The organism is Mesorhizobium sp. BR-1-1-10 (assembly GCF_020165595.1).
GTDB classification, from domain to species: Bacteria; Pseudomonadota; Alphaproteobacteria; order Rhizobiales; family Rhizobiaceae; genus Mesorhizobium; species Mesorhizobium australicum.
The window spans coordinates 40,348-55,609 of the sequence record NZ_JAIUIL010000020.1; the positions used below are offsets into that span (position 1 = coordinate 40,348).

A 15,262-nucleotide genomic window follows, 5' to 3' on the forward strand; every position below is an offset into this window, starting at 1 on the left:
AGGCCATGCAGACAATCGATTGTGTCGTCGCCGGAGCAGGCGTCGTCGGGCTTGCCGTCGCCAGGGCGCTTGCCTTGTCGGGCCGCGAGGTGGTGGTGATCGAAAAGGCCGACGCGATCGGCACCGTCACCAGCTCGCGCAATTCCGAAGTCATCCATGCCGGGCTCTATTATGCGCCCGGCAGCCTGAAGGCCCGGCTGTGCGTCGAAGGGCGCCGGCAGCTCTATGCATACTGCGCCGAACACACTGTCGGCCATCGCCGCGCCGGCAAGCTGATCGTCGCCAGCGAACCCGGCCAGACGGGCGGGCTGCGGGCGATCGAGGCCAATGCGAAACGCTGCGGGGTCGACGATCTCCAGCTTTTGACACGCGCCGAGGCCGAAAGCCTGGAGCCGGCGCTGAGATGCGCCGGCGCGCTGCTGTCGCCATCAACCGGCATTGTCGACAGCCACGCGCTGATGCTGTCGCTGCGCGGTGACGCTGAAGCCGCAGGCGTGTCCTTCGCTTTCCTCACCTGCGTTGCCGGGGCGACGATCGAAGCCGATGGGATCCGGATCGACACGCGCGACGCCAATGGCGAGACCTTCGCCGTAGAGGCCAGCGCTTTCGTCAATGCAGCCGGCCTCGATGCGCAGGCCGTGGCCAGTCGGATCGAGGGTTTCCCAAGGGATCTCATCCCCCGGCAGTGGCTGGCGCGTGGCAATTATTTCGCGCTTCCCGGGCGGTCGCCGTTTTCGCGGCTGATCTATCCGGTTCCGGTCGAAGGGGGCCTCGGCGTCCACCTGACGCTCGACCTCGCCGGCAATGCGCGCTTTGGCCCCGATGTCGAATGGATCGACAGCGTGGATTACACTGTCGATCCCAGCCGAAGCGCCGTCTTCTACGAGGCGATCCGCCGCTATTGGCCCGATCTCGCGGATGGCGCCCTGCAGCCGGCCTATGCCGGCATCCGGCCGAAGCTCTCGGGCCCCGGACAGCCAGCGGCGGACTTCGTGATTCAGGGACCGGCCGATCACGGCGTGGGCCGGATCGTCAATCTGTTCGGCATCGAGAGCCCCGGTCTGACGGCGAGCCTGGCGATCGCCGACCATGTCGCCGAACTGTTGTACCCGACCTGAGCCAGCGTTCGCGCGCGCCGGAGCGCGACATCTGCTTAGCCGGCTTTATTTGAGACGTAGAGATCCTTGTAGCTGTCGCGCAAAAGGTTCTTCTGTACCTTGCCCATCGTGTTGCGCGGCAGGTCGTCGACGAAGATCACCCGTTTGGGATGCTTGTACTTCGCCATGCGGCCGGTGATGGCGTCGAGAATCTCGGCCGCGCTGATCCGCGACGCGGGCGAGCGTACGACGACCGCGGTGACGCCTTCGCCGAAGTCCGGATGGGCAAGGCCGATGACGGCGCTTTCCAGGACGCCGTCGAGCGCGTCGATCTCGCTTTCGAGCTCCTTCGGATAGACGTTGTAGCCGCCTGAGATGATCAGGTCCTTGCCGCGACCGACAATGTGGACATAGCCGTCGGCGTCGATCATGCCGAGGTCGCCGGTGATGAAGAAGCCGTCGGCGCGGAATTCCGCCTTGGTCTTTTCCGGCATGCGCCAGTAGCCGCCGAACACGTTCGGACCCTTGACCTCGATCATGCCGACCTCGCCCTGGGCGAGCGGCTTGCCGGAATCGGGATCGGCGATGCGCAGCGACACGCCGGGCAAGGGAAAGCCGACCGTGCCGGCGCGCCGCTCGCCCTCATAGGGGTTGGAGGTGTTCATGTTGGTCTCGGTCATGCCATAGCGCTCGAGGATGGCGTGGCCGGTGCGCTCACGCCAGGCCTTGTGCGTTTCGGCCAGCAGCGGCGCCGAACCAGACACGAACAGCCGGATGTTTTTCGCCGCCTCGCGATCCAGCCCGTCCTGCTGCAGCAGCCTGGTATAGAAGGTCGGCACGCCCATCAGCGCGGTGGCGCGCGGCAGCAGCGAGACGATGCGGCTCGCGTCGAATTTCTGCTCGAACAGCATCGAGGCGCCGGCCATCAGGGTGACGTTGGTGGCGACGAACAGGCCGTGCGTGTGGAAAATCGGCAGCGCGTGGATCAGCACGTCATCCCTGCTGAAACGCCATTGCTCGACCAGCACCCGCGCGTTCGAGGCGAGATTCTCATGGCTGAGCATGGCGCCTTTCGAACGGCCGGTCGTTCCCGACGTGTAGAGGATCGCCGCAAGGTCGTCGGCGCCGCGCTCCACATCGTGGAACTCGGAAGACTGACGCGATGCCTGGTCCGCGAGGGATCCCTGGCCACCGCGGTCGAGCGTGACCACGACGGCACCGGACGGCTCGACCCCACGGATGTCCGCCGACCGTGCCGGATCGCAGACGATCACCCGAGGTGCGGCATCCCCAAAGAAATAGCCGAGCTCGGCCAGCGTATAGGCGGTGTTGAGCGGCAGGAAGACGGCGCCGGCGCGCACGCAGGCGAGATAGAGCAAAACCATCTCCGGGCTCTTCTCGACCTGCACGGCAACCCGGTCGCCGGGCGCGACATCCATTTGCAGGAGCGCATGCGCAAGCTGCGCCGACCGTGCCAGCATGTCGCCATAGGTGAGCGAGCATCCATCATCGGTTTCCATCAACAGACGCCCAAGCGCCGGCATCCGGGACCGGAACGCATCGAACAGATGATTGCTCATGAAATCTTCCCAGGTGACGCCGGCCGCGATCTTGGGCGGCACGCGACGAAGAGTTCGCGTTTCCCAGCCCCGCCGTCAAGGCCGCAGCCGGCTGCCCGGCGTCCACCGAAAAGGTCCGAGGGATGGGACGGCAGAGGGCGCCGACCAAACAGCCGTCAACGCTGGGCGCGCTTACCCGGACCGGCGGGTGCCTCGCCTTGCCTGAAGCGTTCCATGCACATGGCGGCGGTCAGCTGGTAGTGATCGATCAGGGCCTGGACGGCACCATCCGCATTGCCGTCCAGCGCATTTTCAGCAATCAGCCGGTGTTCGGCGAAATCGTCGCGCTGGATGCTCTCCCCGTCATTGGCCATTTGCCTGTAGCGGTAGGCGTGATCGGAAAGCTGGTCGCAGAAACCAACCAGCCAGTGCGACCGGCACGCCGAGATCAGCACCCGATGAAAAGTGCGATGCACTTTCTCCCACTCCGGATTGAGCGACGAGCTACTTTGCGGCGAGAGCCGTGAGGCCCGCCCCAGGCGATGCAGCGCCAGCACCAATTGTTCTTCCCATTCGGCGGTGCGGTGGGCAATGGATTCGCGCAGCGCCCGCTCCTCGAGCCAGCAGCGCGTGCGCGTCAGTTCCTCGAGTTCCGTCGCGCTGACCGGCATGATGAAAAAGCCACGCTGGTCATGGCGGCCAAGGAGACCTTCGGAGGCAAGGCGATTGAGGGCTTCACGAACCGGAGAGGCACCGGCGCCATACTTGGAAACGACCCACTCGACGCGCAGCTTGCTTTCGGTTTCAAGAGCGCCGCTGAGAAGATCATCACGCAATTGGTGATAGACCGTGCTGGCAAGCGTGCTCTTGGCTCCTGTGCCGTCGTCGTTCAGATTGGCAGCTCCGTATGTCAAAAGCGACTCCTTGTCCCCTTACTGTCGTCTTGGGCAATTCGAGTCCGAGATTCTCTCTCCGTACGCGTACCATATAGCGTGACGCTTCCGGCACTCAAGCAGAAGATCGCGCTATTGTACTTTAGGACAATGGAATATACCCAATCCGCGGGGCCGATCGCGAGAATTCGAATATTTCTACAACCAGCAGAAGTTTAACGTGTTTTGTATGCACGCAGGATCATCTGTTTCTTGTGCTCCCATGCGAGCATCTTTTCTGTCGCGCGCAAAGACAGCGGACGACTGCCCGAATCAGATCGTCGCGCAACCTGATTCGGATGTACAACGACGCCGATCCGTAGCAATTGGTGCCGGAATGACCGCGCTGTGTCAGCCGGCGGCCTTGTCGGCCGCCGCCCTGATCGCTTCGATGTTGGCGCGGTAAGCCTCGACACTGCCACCCCTGAAAATGGCAGCACCGGCCACCAGCACGTCGGCGCCGGCAGTGGTGACCAAGGGGGCGGTTTCCGGCGAGACGCCTCCGTCGATCTCGATGCGGATCGGCCGGTCACCGATCAGCGCCTTGATCCTTCTCACCTTGTCGACCATCGCCGGGATGAAGGCCTGCCCGCCGAAACCCGGATTGACGGTCATGATCAGGATCAGGTCGAGCCGGTCGAGCACATATTCGATCGCCGTTTCCGGCGTCGCCGGATTGAGCGAGACGCCCGCCTTCTTGCCGAGGTTCCTGATTGTCTGCAACGAGCGGTCGAGATGCGGCCCGGCCTCGGCATGCACCGTCATGCCGTCGCAGCCGGCTTCGGCAAAGGCGGCGAGGTAGGGATCGGCTGGCGCGATCATCAGGTGGCAGTCGAAAAAGGCCTTGGTGCGATTGCGGATCGCCTTGATGACAGGCGGGCCGAAGGTGATGTTTGGCACGAAATGCCCATCCATCACGTCGAGATGGATCCAGTCGGCACCGGCCGCCGCCACCGCCTCGACCTCGTCACCGAGCTTCGAGAAATCCGATGCCAGCACCGACGGTGCGATCAAGGTTTTTTTGCTCATGTCGCGGCCTTTCCGGGCGCCCTTTTGATACGATCGCTGCGTACCGACTGCCTAAAGCGCTCCCGCGGACTTGTCGAGGGCGCCAGTACAGCGGTTCCACAGGCAGGGGTAACGTCGCGGCGTTCCCTATCCTGTCGCCGCCAACCTCCGCCTGCCTGGATCATGAAGAAAGACCCGCCGGATTGCTCCAGCGGGTCTTCGTTTGGCGTCGCGCGGGTGCCTATTGCTGCTGAAGCTTCAGCACCCTGTTTGGCACCGGGTCCTGCTGCTGGTCGATCGGCTGCCTGCGCCGCGGCAGCAATTGCAGCAACTGGCCCGGATCGATTTCCAGCGATGGCTGCCCGCGCATCGGCCGGCAGTTCGGATACCGCCCGACCATGCCTTCCGGACAGTGCCGCGTGAAGATCGGCTGGCACTGGCCGTTGACCATCTGCGAGCCCGGCGCGCATTCGCTCTCTTGCCTGGGCTTGCGGCATGCGCCGTCGATCACCTCGGTCCCACGCGGGCAGACGCATTCGCCGCGCTTGTTGTGGACCTGGCCGCGTATGTCGCACTGCTCCAACTGCGGCTGCTTGCGCCGACAGGCATTGCCTTGCACCTCGGTACCCCTCGGGCAAACGCAATTGCCGTCGGAGTCATGGACCTGGCCACGGATGGTGCACTGGTCAGGCTTCGGCCTGATCGGCCGGCAGGCCCGGTCTCGCACCTCTGTGCCTTGCGGGCAGACGCAGTCCCCGTCCGCATTGTGGACCTGGCCACGGATGGTGCACTGCTCGGGCTTCGGCCGGACCGGACGGCAGGCGCCATTGCGCATCTCGGTGCCTTGCGGGCAGACGCAATCGCCATCGGCATTGCGGACCTGGCCAGGAATGCGGCACTGCTGCGGCTTTGGCCGGATCTGGCGGCAGGCCCGGTCTCGCACCTCGGTGCCTTGCGGGCAGACACAGTCCCCGTCCGCATTGTGGACCTGACCACGGATGGTGCACTGCTCGGGCTTGTCGGTCCCGACGCATTTTCCGTTCTCCAGCTCCGTGCCGCGCGGGCAGACGCAATGTCCGTCCTCGGTGCGGATCTGGCCTTCGAGCAGCACGCAGCGCGGCGGAGGTGGCAGCGGCAGAAGGTTGGTGCATTGCCCGTTGCGGAAGGTGGTGCCTTCCGGGCAGACGCAGCGGCCGGCATCGTTCATGACGAAGCCCGGCGAGCACTGGTTCTTCACCTCATGCGTGATGATGAAGGGATGGCACGCATAGGCCCTGCCGCGATCGCCCTGCACGTTGGTCGCGTCGTTGGACAGCACGTCGCCGCCGCCCTGCACCCGTGTGTCGGGAGAGAGCACGCCAACGCAGTTCCGGCCGTTGACGTTGCCCTGCAGGTTGGCAAGACGCCCATCGTCGGGGATGACCACGGTCACACGGTGCGAGCGGCTTTCGCCGGCGCCGAGCGTCAGGTTGGCGATGCAGGAGGCCGGCAAGGTCGTCGGTTCCGGCGAACAGCCGAAGGGCGGCTCGATCGAAGTGATCGCGACGCCTTCCAGCCGGCCAAGCCCATCGACGCCGATCGCGTCGCCGATGCGGACCGGGCCCGAGAAGGGGCTCGTCCCGTCATTGGTGATGGTGATGTCGAACGAGCAGGGCTGGCCCAGCCTGCATTCGCGGTCGCCGGTCTTCTCGACACGGATGGTCGAGGAGCCGCCGCCCTTGGCGCAGGCCTGGCCGATCGGATAGACGACGTCGTCGCCCTGCGCCGGCCCATAGGAGCCGCGCGCGCAGTTCTCGAATTCGCCATTGGCCGAAACCGTCACGTCGAAGTGCCTGGAGGTTCCGGGCGTCATGACGGCGCCTGGTATCTGGCACGACAACGCATTGGCCGGAACCGGTCCGCATGCCCATTCCGCGCCGTCAGGGGTTACGGTCTGGATCTGGACAGGCGCTCCGCCCGACACCAGCGTGGCGGCATCGTTGACCCGCACCGGACCGGTGGGGGCAGCCGTGCCGACGTTGGCGACGGTGATGCGGCAGGAAACCAGCGCCGCGCCGGCCAGCGAGCCGTTGCACACCTTGGTGATGCGCAAGGCCGGCTGGCCGCTGTTGGGATGGCGGATGCGTTCCTTGGCGCAGGCCTTGTTGTTGGTGAGATCGACCTCCCCGGGGATGGCCTTCACCTCGGCGCAGTTCTCGACCGTGTCGGACCGGTAGCCGGCCGGCATGACCGCCTTGACGAAGATCGGTGTCGAGGCGCCCGCGGGCAGCGAGATGCCGGCATTGTCGCAGCGGAACTGGCCGGGGCCGTTGGGGCCGCATGTCCAGGGCGGGCTCGGGCCGAAGGTGGAGGACGCCGGCGCGCCGCCGGGGTAGTTGTCGATCACCGTCAGCGGCCCATTGTAGGTCGATGTGCCGTTGTTGATGATGTCGATGATGAAGGTGCAGACGCCGTCGGCGGTGCAGACTTCGGTGCGGGCACGCTTCTTGAGGATCAGGTCGACCTTCTTCTCGACCGGCGGCTGGCAATCCGGATTGCGGTCGCCGCGCCGGCAGATCGGGATCGACGCGCAGCCCCGGTCATTGGCCTGACTGCCGAACAGCGGCTTGCCGCTGGCGCCGTAATTGTAGGTGGCGCAGTTGCGCAGCACGCTGCCTTGCCAGCCTCCGGCCGGCTTGAAGCCGAGCTTGAGGTCGACAAAGGCTCCCGGAGCGAGCGTGGTCCCCGGGTAGGTGCACGTCATCGGGGTGGTTCCCGGCGCGCAGATCCAGGGCGGATTGGGCCCTGAACTCAGCGTCGAGCCGGCCGGCAGCGTCACCTCGTCGAGCACGATCTTACCGTTGTAAGGCGCTGTGCCGACATTGGTGACCCGGATGGTGAAGTCGCAGCCGCCGCCCATCGTGCAGCGTGTGACGTCGGCATGCTTTTCGACCTTGAGGTCCGGTTCCTTATCCCTGGGTGGGCACCTCTGGTCACGCGGGATGACGATGTCGATGGTTTGCGTGCAGCACAGGCCCCAGCCCTCCTTCGGTCCTGCATAGGTCTCGATACCGGTGACGATGAGGTGGATGACGTCGCCGGGTGACGCGCCGACGATCTTCCAGTTGAGCACGCCGCCGCCCGCCGGCACCTTCTGGGTGTCAGGGATGATGCTGATGCCTGGCGAGGTCGTCGACACCTGCACCCATTTGCCGCCCATCTCGGGGCCGACAGGCATGTGGTAGATGAAGGCGCCACCGCCGGGCACGCAGTCGACCGTGCCGCGTTCGACCTTGAAACACTCATGGTCGGTTGGAGGTGGAGGTTGCTTGTCGCATTTGGTGAGGTCGATCCGGATCGAGGTCTTTTCCCCGGTCGCGATGTTGCCGTCGTCCGGCTTGCCCGGATCCTGCGACGGGATGATGGTGCCCGCGCCGGTGCCGCCGGTGACCTTGATCGTGCCCTGGTTGTCGACGTTGACCGGCGCTGGAAACGCGGCGTGGTCGATCTTGGCGGTGATGCGGAAGGTGATGACGCGTTCGTTCAGTGCGCCCGAGCCATCGAGATCGCTGGCGGAAATCCGGAAATCGGAAACCGTTGCCGTGTCGTTGGGGCCGGCCGAATTGCTTACGACAGCGCCCGGCAAGGCCCCACCCGATGCATCGGTGCCGTCGCCGGAGACGGTCACATTGACGATCGAAAGACCGTGCGGAAGCTGGTCCTTGAAGTCGAGCTTGGCTTTCTTCAGCGCCGCCTCGAGGGCAGGATTGGCAAAGCCTTGCGGATTGCCGCGCAGTCCGAAGGTCAAGGTATAGTAGACATAGTCGCAACTGCGCTGGCCACCGGTCTTGGTGAAGAACGGCACGACACGTCCGGGTTCCGGGTTGATGATGCGCGGATTGTCGAGCTGCAGCGGCTGTACATCCTGGCTGGTGACAGCCTGGACGGTCTGGGCGGCGGATGCCGGCAGTGCGGGCGCAAGGGCGACCGCGATCCCGGCCGCCATCAGCCAGCGCGCGCCGCGCCTGGCGAGTGACAGGGGTTTCATGATCGTCTCCATGACGGTTTTTGGGGATTTGGCCGCGAGCGGGGATGGGGCAAGACTGTTCATCTTTGCCTCCTCAACGTTCGCAGCTGACGGCTGGGGTCCGGAGCGGCAAGGTCATCTTGCAGCAAGGGTAGTAGCCACCCTTGTCCTTGTCGGACTTCCTGTAGAAGCAGAGTCCAACATCCACTCTGTCGCCCGGATAGTGGCCGGTGATGTCGATCGTGTAAGGCTTGCCCGGCGCATGTGACATAGGTGAGGTCACCGCGACGCCTGGCGTCCTGGATTGGGCCTTGATCGAATCACCGCCGAAGCCGGCATGGTCATGGAGATAGAGATCGGCCTCGAGACCGCGCGGCGTGCAGTAATACTGCACGTTCTCGACATCGAGACAGGGAGGCAGATTGCCCGGCGGCGGGAAATCCGGCGGGTAGAAGGGGGGCTCATAACCGCCCGGTATTTCCTGATAATAGCCGGCACGGCCCTCGCAGGGATGCCAGACGGCGACGTCGCCGACATGGCCTTCCACTTCGGGATCCTCGAAATAGCCGTCGAAATCGACGAACCAGGAGCCGAAGGGCGGCACGTTGGCCGGCTTGACCAGCTCCTTGGACGTGATCTGCACGCCGTGCACGGCAAGCGGCCCGCCCTCGGCGAGCTTTTCGGCGAACTCGGGGTTGTCGCGCAATTTGTCGCCTGTGCTGACCAAGGTCTGGGTGCAGACCGAGGTGTCGAGATTGCCGTCGGCATCGTAGCCATATTGCAGATCGAGGCCGCCGGCCGACTGCCTGTTGCCTTGCGGGAAGCCGACCGCATATTCCTGCGGCGCTTCCACCCAGACCGATTCCGTCGAGGGATCGTCGGGATTTTCCCTGAAGTAGCGGATGACCTCGCCTTTGCCGGAATCGGCGAAGCGGCTGTAATCATAGCGGTTTTCGATCGGGCCGCGCTGGGCGAGATACATGAAGCCGCTGTTGTCGAAAGCGATGTCGGTGACGGCGTAGTCCTTGTCGGCCTTCACAGTCAGTTCCCAGCGGGGATCGCCGGCGAAGGTGCCGTCTCGGGCAATGCCCACCGACCAGATTTCCGACTTTTCGCCAACCGAATAATAGAGCCGGCCGCCATGATAGGAGACGGCCCAGACGCGACGCTCGTCCTGGGTGTAGCCCCAGCTGTCGGGGTCCTCGGTGTCGAAGGCCGCGCCCTGTACGTCCATCACCGCGCCATCGTCGGCGACCGGGGCCAGCCCATGCGCCGGCCGGCCGGCGACGCCATGGTCGAACGTGTCGACCAGTCTGCCGCCGGCGTCGATGCGATGGATCAGGCCGGTGTCGAGATCGGAGGCAAAGAACTGCCGGTGGGCGGGATCGAAGGTGATATTGCCGATGCCAGGTCCGCTGTTGGTGTCGATGTCGGCGAATTTGGCGACCTGGCCGGTGATGCCGTCGATCTTCCAGATGGTGCCCGGTCCGCCGCCGTTTTCGGTGCCGAACTGGCCCTCCATGAAGATGGCGCCCGCCGTGCCGCGGCGCTGCCGCTCCGGCCTGCCGTCCTTGTCTGCGTCCGGCGTGACGATCTCAATGCCATGCAGCGAGGTGGCGGCGGCATAGAGGTTGGGAACGCCAGAGGGCACACCGTCGCGCACGCCGTCATCATAGGTGAGGCCGAACACCTCGCCGATCTGGCCTGCTGTCACCTCGAAAGGCGGCGGCGTGAAAACGAGCTGGCCCGAGGCCGGACCACCCAGGTGTGAAACGTCGAAGACGCGCAAGGTGGCGCGCGAGATGTCGATGAAGGTCTCGTCGACCGGATCGACGCCGGGCGGCAACCCCTCATCGACATTGGGGATGATGGTGCCGGGAAAGCCGGTGACCGCCATCGAGCCTGGATAGATAATCTGGGTTTCCTGCGCTTGGGCGGCCGCGCCCAGCCACAGGCTGGCGGCAAGCGCCAGAGCCAGCAGGCCGGCGGCCTGCAATGCACCGCGCAAGCGGTTGTCGAACTCAAGAAAAGGCACGAACGCGCCGCGGATGCGAGACATGACACTACCCCCGTAGTCCAGGGGAGAGACGTCCGGACTTGCCGCGCAAATCAGGGCAAGGCGCGGTGGTCCGGCTCGTTCTTCCCTGATCGAATTGTCTGCTTTCCTCATAGTGACGATACGCCTGCTCCTGCGCAGGGTCAACGGAATCAGCGGGAAGCCCAGCGCATCGACCCCGTCCCGAAGGCGGTGGTCGCGCCGAGCTCCTGTTGGTCCCGGAGACCATGGAGTCTCTGGGTTGCTGGTCATGGGGGCTTCCTTTCCGGGGCCGCACCATGCGGCACCTGGACATCAGTCGCGGGCCGGCGCGGAAAGGTTCACGGAAGCGTTGCGCAGAATGCTTGCGCGCGATGCCGCCTGTTCTTATATACGCGCCAAGCCGTGCGGCGCCGGAGAACCGGTGGATGGACGGTATTTCTTGTGAACAGGGGCTTTCGTCGGAACGCCTTACCGGGTCCTGAGAGCCTGCTTAGCGGAGAGACTAGAAAAATGGCAAAAGTAATCGGTATCGATCTCGGCACCACCAATTCGTGCATCGCCATCATGGATGGCAAGGAGCCGAAGGTAATCGAGAATGCGGAAGGCGCGCGCACGACGCCTTCCATCGTCGCCATCTCGGGCGACGGCGAACGTCTCGTTGGCCAGCCAGCCAAGCGCCAGGCGGTCACCAATCCTGAAAACACCATCTTCGCGGTCAAGCGCCTGATCGGCCGCCGCTATGACGATCCGGTGACGGAGAAGGACAAGAAGCTTGTCCCCTACAAGATCGTCAAGGGCGACAATGGCGATGCCTGGGTCGAGGCCGGCGGCAAGAAGCAGTCGCCCTCGCAGATCTCGGCCATGATCCTGCAGAAGATGAAGGAAACGGCGGAGGCCTATCTCGGCGAGAAGGTCGAGAAGGCGGTCATCACCGTTCCGGCCTATTTCAACGACGCCCAGCGCCAGGCCACCAAGGACGCCGGCAAGATCGCCGGCCTGGAAGTGCTGCGCATCATCAACGAGCCGACAGCGGCAGCGCTCGCCTATGGCCTTGACAAGAAGGAAGGCAAGACCATTGCCGTCTATGACCTTGGCGGCGGCACGTTCGACATTTCGGTGCTCGAAATCGGCGACGGCGTGTTCGAGGTGAAGTCGACCAATGGCGACACCTTCCTCGGCGGCGAGGATTTCGACATGCGCCTGGTCGAATATCTGGCGGCCGAGTTCAAGAAGGAACAGGGCATCGACCTGAAGAACGACAAGCTCGCCCTGCAGCGCCTCAAGGAGGCGGCTGAAAAGGCCAAGATCGAGCTGTCGTCGACGACGCAGACCGAAATCAACCTGCCCTTCATCACCGCCGACGCGACCGGACCGAAGCACCTGACGCTGAAGCTGACGCGCGCCAAGTTCGAAAGCCTGGTCGAAGACCTCGTCCAGCGCACCATCGAGCCGTGCAAGGCGGCGCTCAAGGATGCCGGCCTGAAGGCTGGCGAGATCGACGAAGTGGTCCTGGTCGGCGGCATGACCCGCATGCCCAAGATCCAGGAGATCGTGAAGCAGTTCTTCGGCAAGGAGCCGCACAAGGGCGTCAACCCGGATGAGGTCGTCGCACTCGGTGCCGCCATCCAGGCCGGCGTGCTGCAGGGCGACGTCAAGGACGTGCTGTTGCTCGACGTGACGCCGCTGTCGCTCGGCATCGAGACGCTGGGCGGCGTGTTCACCCGGCTGATCGAGCGCAACACGACGATCCCGACCAAGAAGAGCCAGGTGTTCTCGACGGCCGAAGACAGCCAGTCCGCCGTGACCATCCGCGTCTTCCAAGGCGAGCGTGAAATGGCCGCCGACAACAAGGCGCTTGGCCAGTTCGACCTGGTCGGCATTCCGCCGGCGCCGCGCGGCGTGCCGCAGATCGAGGTCACGTTCGACATCGACGCCAACGGCATCGTCAACGTCTCGGCCAAGGACAAAGGCACCGGCAAGGAGCACCAAATCCGCATCCAGGCGTCGGGTGGACTTTCCGACGCCGACATCGAGAAGATGGTCAAGGATGCCGAGGCCAATGCCGATACCGACAAGAAGCGTCGCGCCGTCGTCGAGGCCCGCAATCAGGCCGAAGCGCTGGTGCATTCGTCGGAGAAGTCGCTGAAGGAATATGGCGACAAGGTCTCGGAGACCGAGCGCACGGCGATTTCGGACGCGATCGCGGCGCTGAAGGCCGCTGCCGAGGGCGACGATCCGGCCGACATCGAGGCCAAGAGCCAGGTGCTTGCCGAAGCTTCCATGAAGCTTGGCCAGGCCATGTACGAGGCCTCGCAGAAGGAAGCGGCGGAAGCCGACGCCAAGGCGGATGCCGCCAAGGACTCTGACGTGGTCGACGCCGATTTCGAAGAAATCGACGAAGATGACGACAAGAAGAAGTCGGCCTGAGCGGCTTGACGGCAAGACAATGCGAAAAGCCCGGCGCAAGGCCGGGCTTTTTTGCAACCCTCGCTGAAAAAGTGCGAGCACTGCCGAAAAAATCACTGAAAACCACGGACAAGTTCGCGCCGGCCCTAGCATACGGGCAGCACCGCTCCTAAATCGAAACAACGTGCCGGCAACCGACGCAACATTGCATCAAGACGTTGAATATCCGGACTGCGGGAAAAAATGAAAGCTGATTTCTACGAAACGCTGGGCGTGCAGAAGGGCGCCGACGAGAAGGAGCTCAAGAGCGCTTTTCGCAAGCTGGCCATGCAATTCCATCCCGACCGCAACCCCGGCGATCATTCCTGCGAGCACAAGTTCAAGGAAATCAACGAAGCCTACGAGACGCTGAAGGACCCGCAGAAGCGCGCGGCCTATGACCGTTTCGGCCATGCCGCCTTCGAGCAGGGTGGGATGAATGGCGCGCAGGGCTTTGGCGCCGGCGGCTTCGCCGACATCTTCGAGGACATTTTCGGCGACATGATGGGCGGCCGCCAGCGCCGCTCTTCCGGTGGCCGCGAGCGCGGCGCCGACCTGCGCTACAACATGGAAATCTCGCTGGAGGAAGCCTTCGCGGGAAAGACCGCGCAAATCCGCGTGCCGGCTTCGATCTCCTGCACCGAATGCTCCGGCAGCGGCGCCAAGCCGGGCACCCAGCCGGTCACCTGCTCGATGTGCAACGGCCACGGCAAGGTGCGCGCCACGCAAGGGTTTTTCTCGATCGAGCGGACCTGCCCGCAATGCCAGGGCCGTGGCCAGACAATCAAGGATCCCTGCCCGAAATGCGCCGGCCAGGGCCGTGTCACCGAGGAGCGTTCGCTGTCGGTCAACATCCCGGCCGGCATCGAGGACGGTACCCGCATCCGCTTGGCCAATGAGGGTGAGGCCGGGCTGCGCGGCGGGCCATCGGGCGACCTCTATATCTTTCTGGCGGTCAAGCCGCACGAATTCTTCCAGCGCGACGGCGCCGATCTTTATTGCAAGGTGCCGATCTCGATGACCACCGCCGCACTTGGCGGCTCCTTCGAGGTGACGACGCTCGACGGCACGCAGACCAAGGTGAAGGTGACCGAAGGTACGCAGAACGGACGCCAGTTCAGGCTCAAGGGCAAGGGCATGCCGGTGCTGCGCCAGCCCAATGTCGGCGACCTCTACATCCAGACCGCGGTCGAGACGCCGCAGAACCTGTCGCGCCGCCAGCGCGAATTGCTGGAAGAGTTCGAACAGCTTTCCTCGCAGGACAATTCGCCCCAATCGAGCGGCTTTTTCGCCCGCATGAAGGACTTTTTCGAGTCTTTCGGCGAGCATTGAGACGCGACGAAAACTATCTTATCCACGCCATAGGCAAGGCCGCGCCTTGCCTTGCGTCATCCAGATGTTAAGTAGTTTCAAGGGGCGCGCTGAGGAGAGCTTGCATGGCACGTGGTCACGGACTGCGGAAGGCGTTTGCCGAGAAGTTCGACGACGAACTCAAATTCTTCAAGGGCTGGATCGACAAGCCGAAGACAGTCGGCTCGATCGTTCCGACCAGTTCGATCACCGCGCGCAAGATGGCCTCGATCGTCAATCCGAAGTCCGGCCTGCCGGTGCTCGAGGTCGGCCCCGGCACCGGTGTCATCACCCGCGCCATCCTCGCCCAGGGCGTGCGGCCCGAAAACCTCTACGCGGTCGAATATTCCACCGATTTCGTGCGCCACCTGCGCCAGATCTACCCCGGCGTCAACGTCATCGAGGGCGATGCCTTCAACCTCAACGCCACGCTTGGCGAGAGGAGCGGGATGATCTTCGACAGCGTCGTTTCCGGCGTGCCGCTGCTCAATTTCCCGGTCGCCCAGCGCATCGCCTATATCGAGAGCCTGCTCGATCGCATTCCGGTCGGCCGGCCGATCGTGCAGCTGACCTATGGTCCGATGTCGCCGATCCCGGCCGGCCGCGGCGACTACACGGTGAAGCATTTCGACTTCATCTTCCGCAACATCCCCCCGACGCAGCTTTGGATCTACCGGCGCGAAGCGCATTAGAAGAGAAGGCAGTAGGGGAGTAGGGCAGTAAGGGAGTAGGGGGAAAAGATTGGCTAGGGAACCATTCCTACTGCCCTACTGCCCTACTGCCCTACTGCCCTACTGCCCTACTGCCCTACTGCCCTACTGCCCTAC

General features: G+C 64.2%; 9 protein-coding genes. 4 read left to right on the forward strand and 5 right to left on the reverse strand.

From position 1 onward, the window contains the following. Nucleotides 1-5 precede the first annotated feature (5 nt). Nucleotides 6-1,118, forward strand: a complete 1,113-nt coding sequence (locus LB555_RS29150) for an NAD(P)/FAD-dependent oxidoreductase (protein ID WP_224684377.1) — start codon at nt 6-8, stop codon at nt 1,116-1,118. A gap of 35 nt (nt 1,119-1,153) precedes the next feature. Here the strand turns inward: LB555_RS29150 and LB555_RS29155 are convergent, their stop codons facing one another. The 5 genes from LB555_RS29155 to LB555_RS29175 all read right to left on the reverse strand — a co-directional run bounded on the left by LB555_RS29155 (nt 1,154) and on the right by LB555_RS29175 (nt 10,910). Beyond that, a complete protein-coding gene (locus LB555_RS29155) occupies nt 1,154-2,677 on the reverse strand; it encodes a malonate--CoA ligase (RefSeq protein WP_224684378.1) in 1,524 nt (507 codons plus the stop codon). A gap of 155 nt (nt 2,678-2,832) precedes the next feature. Further along, nucleotides 2,833-3,570, reverse strand: a complete 738-nt coding sequence (locus LB555_RS29160) for a GntR family transcriptional regulator (protein WP_015314660.1) — start codon at nt 3,568-3,570, stop codon at nt 2,833-2,835. A 369-nt stretch (nt 3,571-3,939) separates the two neighbouring features. Further along, nucleotides 3,940-4,617 carry a ribulose-phosphate 3-epimerase gene (rpe, locus tag LB555_RS29165; protein WP_224684379.1) on the reverse strand — a complete coding sequence of 226 codons (678 nt, stop codon included), beginning with the start codon at nt 4,615-4,617 and terminating at the stop codon, nt 3,940-3,942. Nucleotides 4,618-4,837: 220 nt separating this feature from the next. Then, nucleotides 4,838-8,686: a DUF11 domain-containing protein gene (locus LB555_RS29170; RefSeq protein WP_224684380.1), complete on the reverse strand. Its 3,849-nt coding sequence runs from the start codon at nt 8,684-8,686 to the stop codon at nt 4,838-4,840. A gap of 10 nt (nt 8,687-8,696) precedes the next feature. Next, nucleotides 8,697-10,910 (reverse strand): hypothetical protein, encoded by a 2,214-nt coding sequence (locus LB555_RS29175; RefSeq protein ID WP_224684381.1) that lies wholly within the window; start codon nt 10,908-10,910, stop codon nt 8,697-8,699. A gap of 240 nt (nt 10,911-11,150) precedes the next feature. On the opposite strand from LB555_RS29175, the gene dnaK reads away from it, so the two are divergent. The 3 genes from dnaK (at nt 11,151) to pmtA (ending at nt 15,127) form a co-directional block, all read left to right on the forward strand. Continuing rightward, nucleotides 11,151-13,067 (forward strand): molecular chaperone DnaK, encoded by a 1,917-nt coding sequence (gene dnaK, locus LB555_RS29180; protein ID WP_140619792.1) that lies wholly within the window; start codon nt 11,151-11,153, stop codon nt 13,065-13,067. 222 nt (nt 13,068-13,289) lie between these two features. Next, nucleotides 13,290-14,417, forward strand: coding sequence for a molecular chaperone DnaJ (dnaJ, locus tag LB555_RS29185; RefSeq protein ID WP_224684382.1), 1,128 nt, complete (start codon nt 13,290-13,292; stop codon nt 14,415-14,417). Nucleotides 14,418-14,521: 104 nt separating this feature from the next. Beyond that, nucleotides 14,522-15,127 (forward strand): phospholipid N-methyltransferase PmtA, encoded by a 606-nt coding sequence (pmtA, locus tag LB555_RS29190; protein WP_224684383.1) that lies wholly within the window; start codon nt 14,522-14,524, stop codon nt 15,125-15,127. Nucleotides 15,128-15,262: the final 135 nt, after the last annotated feature.

What these genes read in the sequence shown, in the direction of transcription:
- dnaK (WP_140619792.1), top strand. Translation starts at nt 11,151, where the DNA reads ATGGCAAAAGTAATCGGTATCGATCTCGGCACCACCAATTCGTGCATC.
- LB555_RS29155 (WP_224684378.1), bottom strand. Translation starts at nt 2,677, where the DNA reads ATGAGCAATCATCTGTTCGATGCGTTCCGGTCCCGGATGCCGGCGCTT.
- LB555_RS29170 (WP_224684380.1), bottom strand. Translation starts at nt 8,686, where the DNA reads ATGAACAGTCTTGCCCCATCCCCGCTCGCGGCCAAATCCCCAAAAACC.
- LB555_RS29150 (WP_224684377.1), top strand. Translation starts at nt 6, where the DNA reads ATGCAGACAATCGATTGTGTCGTCGCCGGAGCAGGCGTCGTCGGGCTT.
- dnaJ (WP_224684382.1), top strand. Translation starts at nt 13,290, where the DNA reads ATGAAAGCTGATTTCTACGAAACGCTGGGCGTGCAGAAGGGCGCCGAC.
- LB555_RS29175 (WP_224684381.1), bottom strand. Translation starts at nt 10,910, where the DNA reads ATGACCAGCAACCCAGAGACTCCATGGTCTCCGGGACCAACAGGAGCT.
- rpe (WP_224684379.1), bottom strand. Translation starts at nt 4,617, where the DNA reads ATGAGCAAAAAAACCTTGATCGCACCGTCGGTGCTGGCATCGGATTTC.
- pmtA (WP_224684383.1), top strand. Translation starts at nt 14,522, where the DNA reads ATGGCACGTGGTCACGGACTGCGGAAGGCGTTTGCCGAGAAGTTCGAC.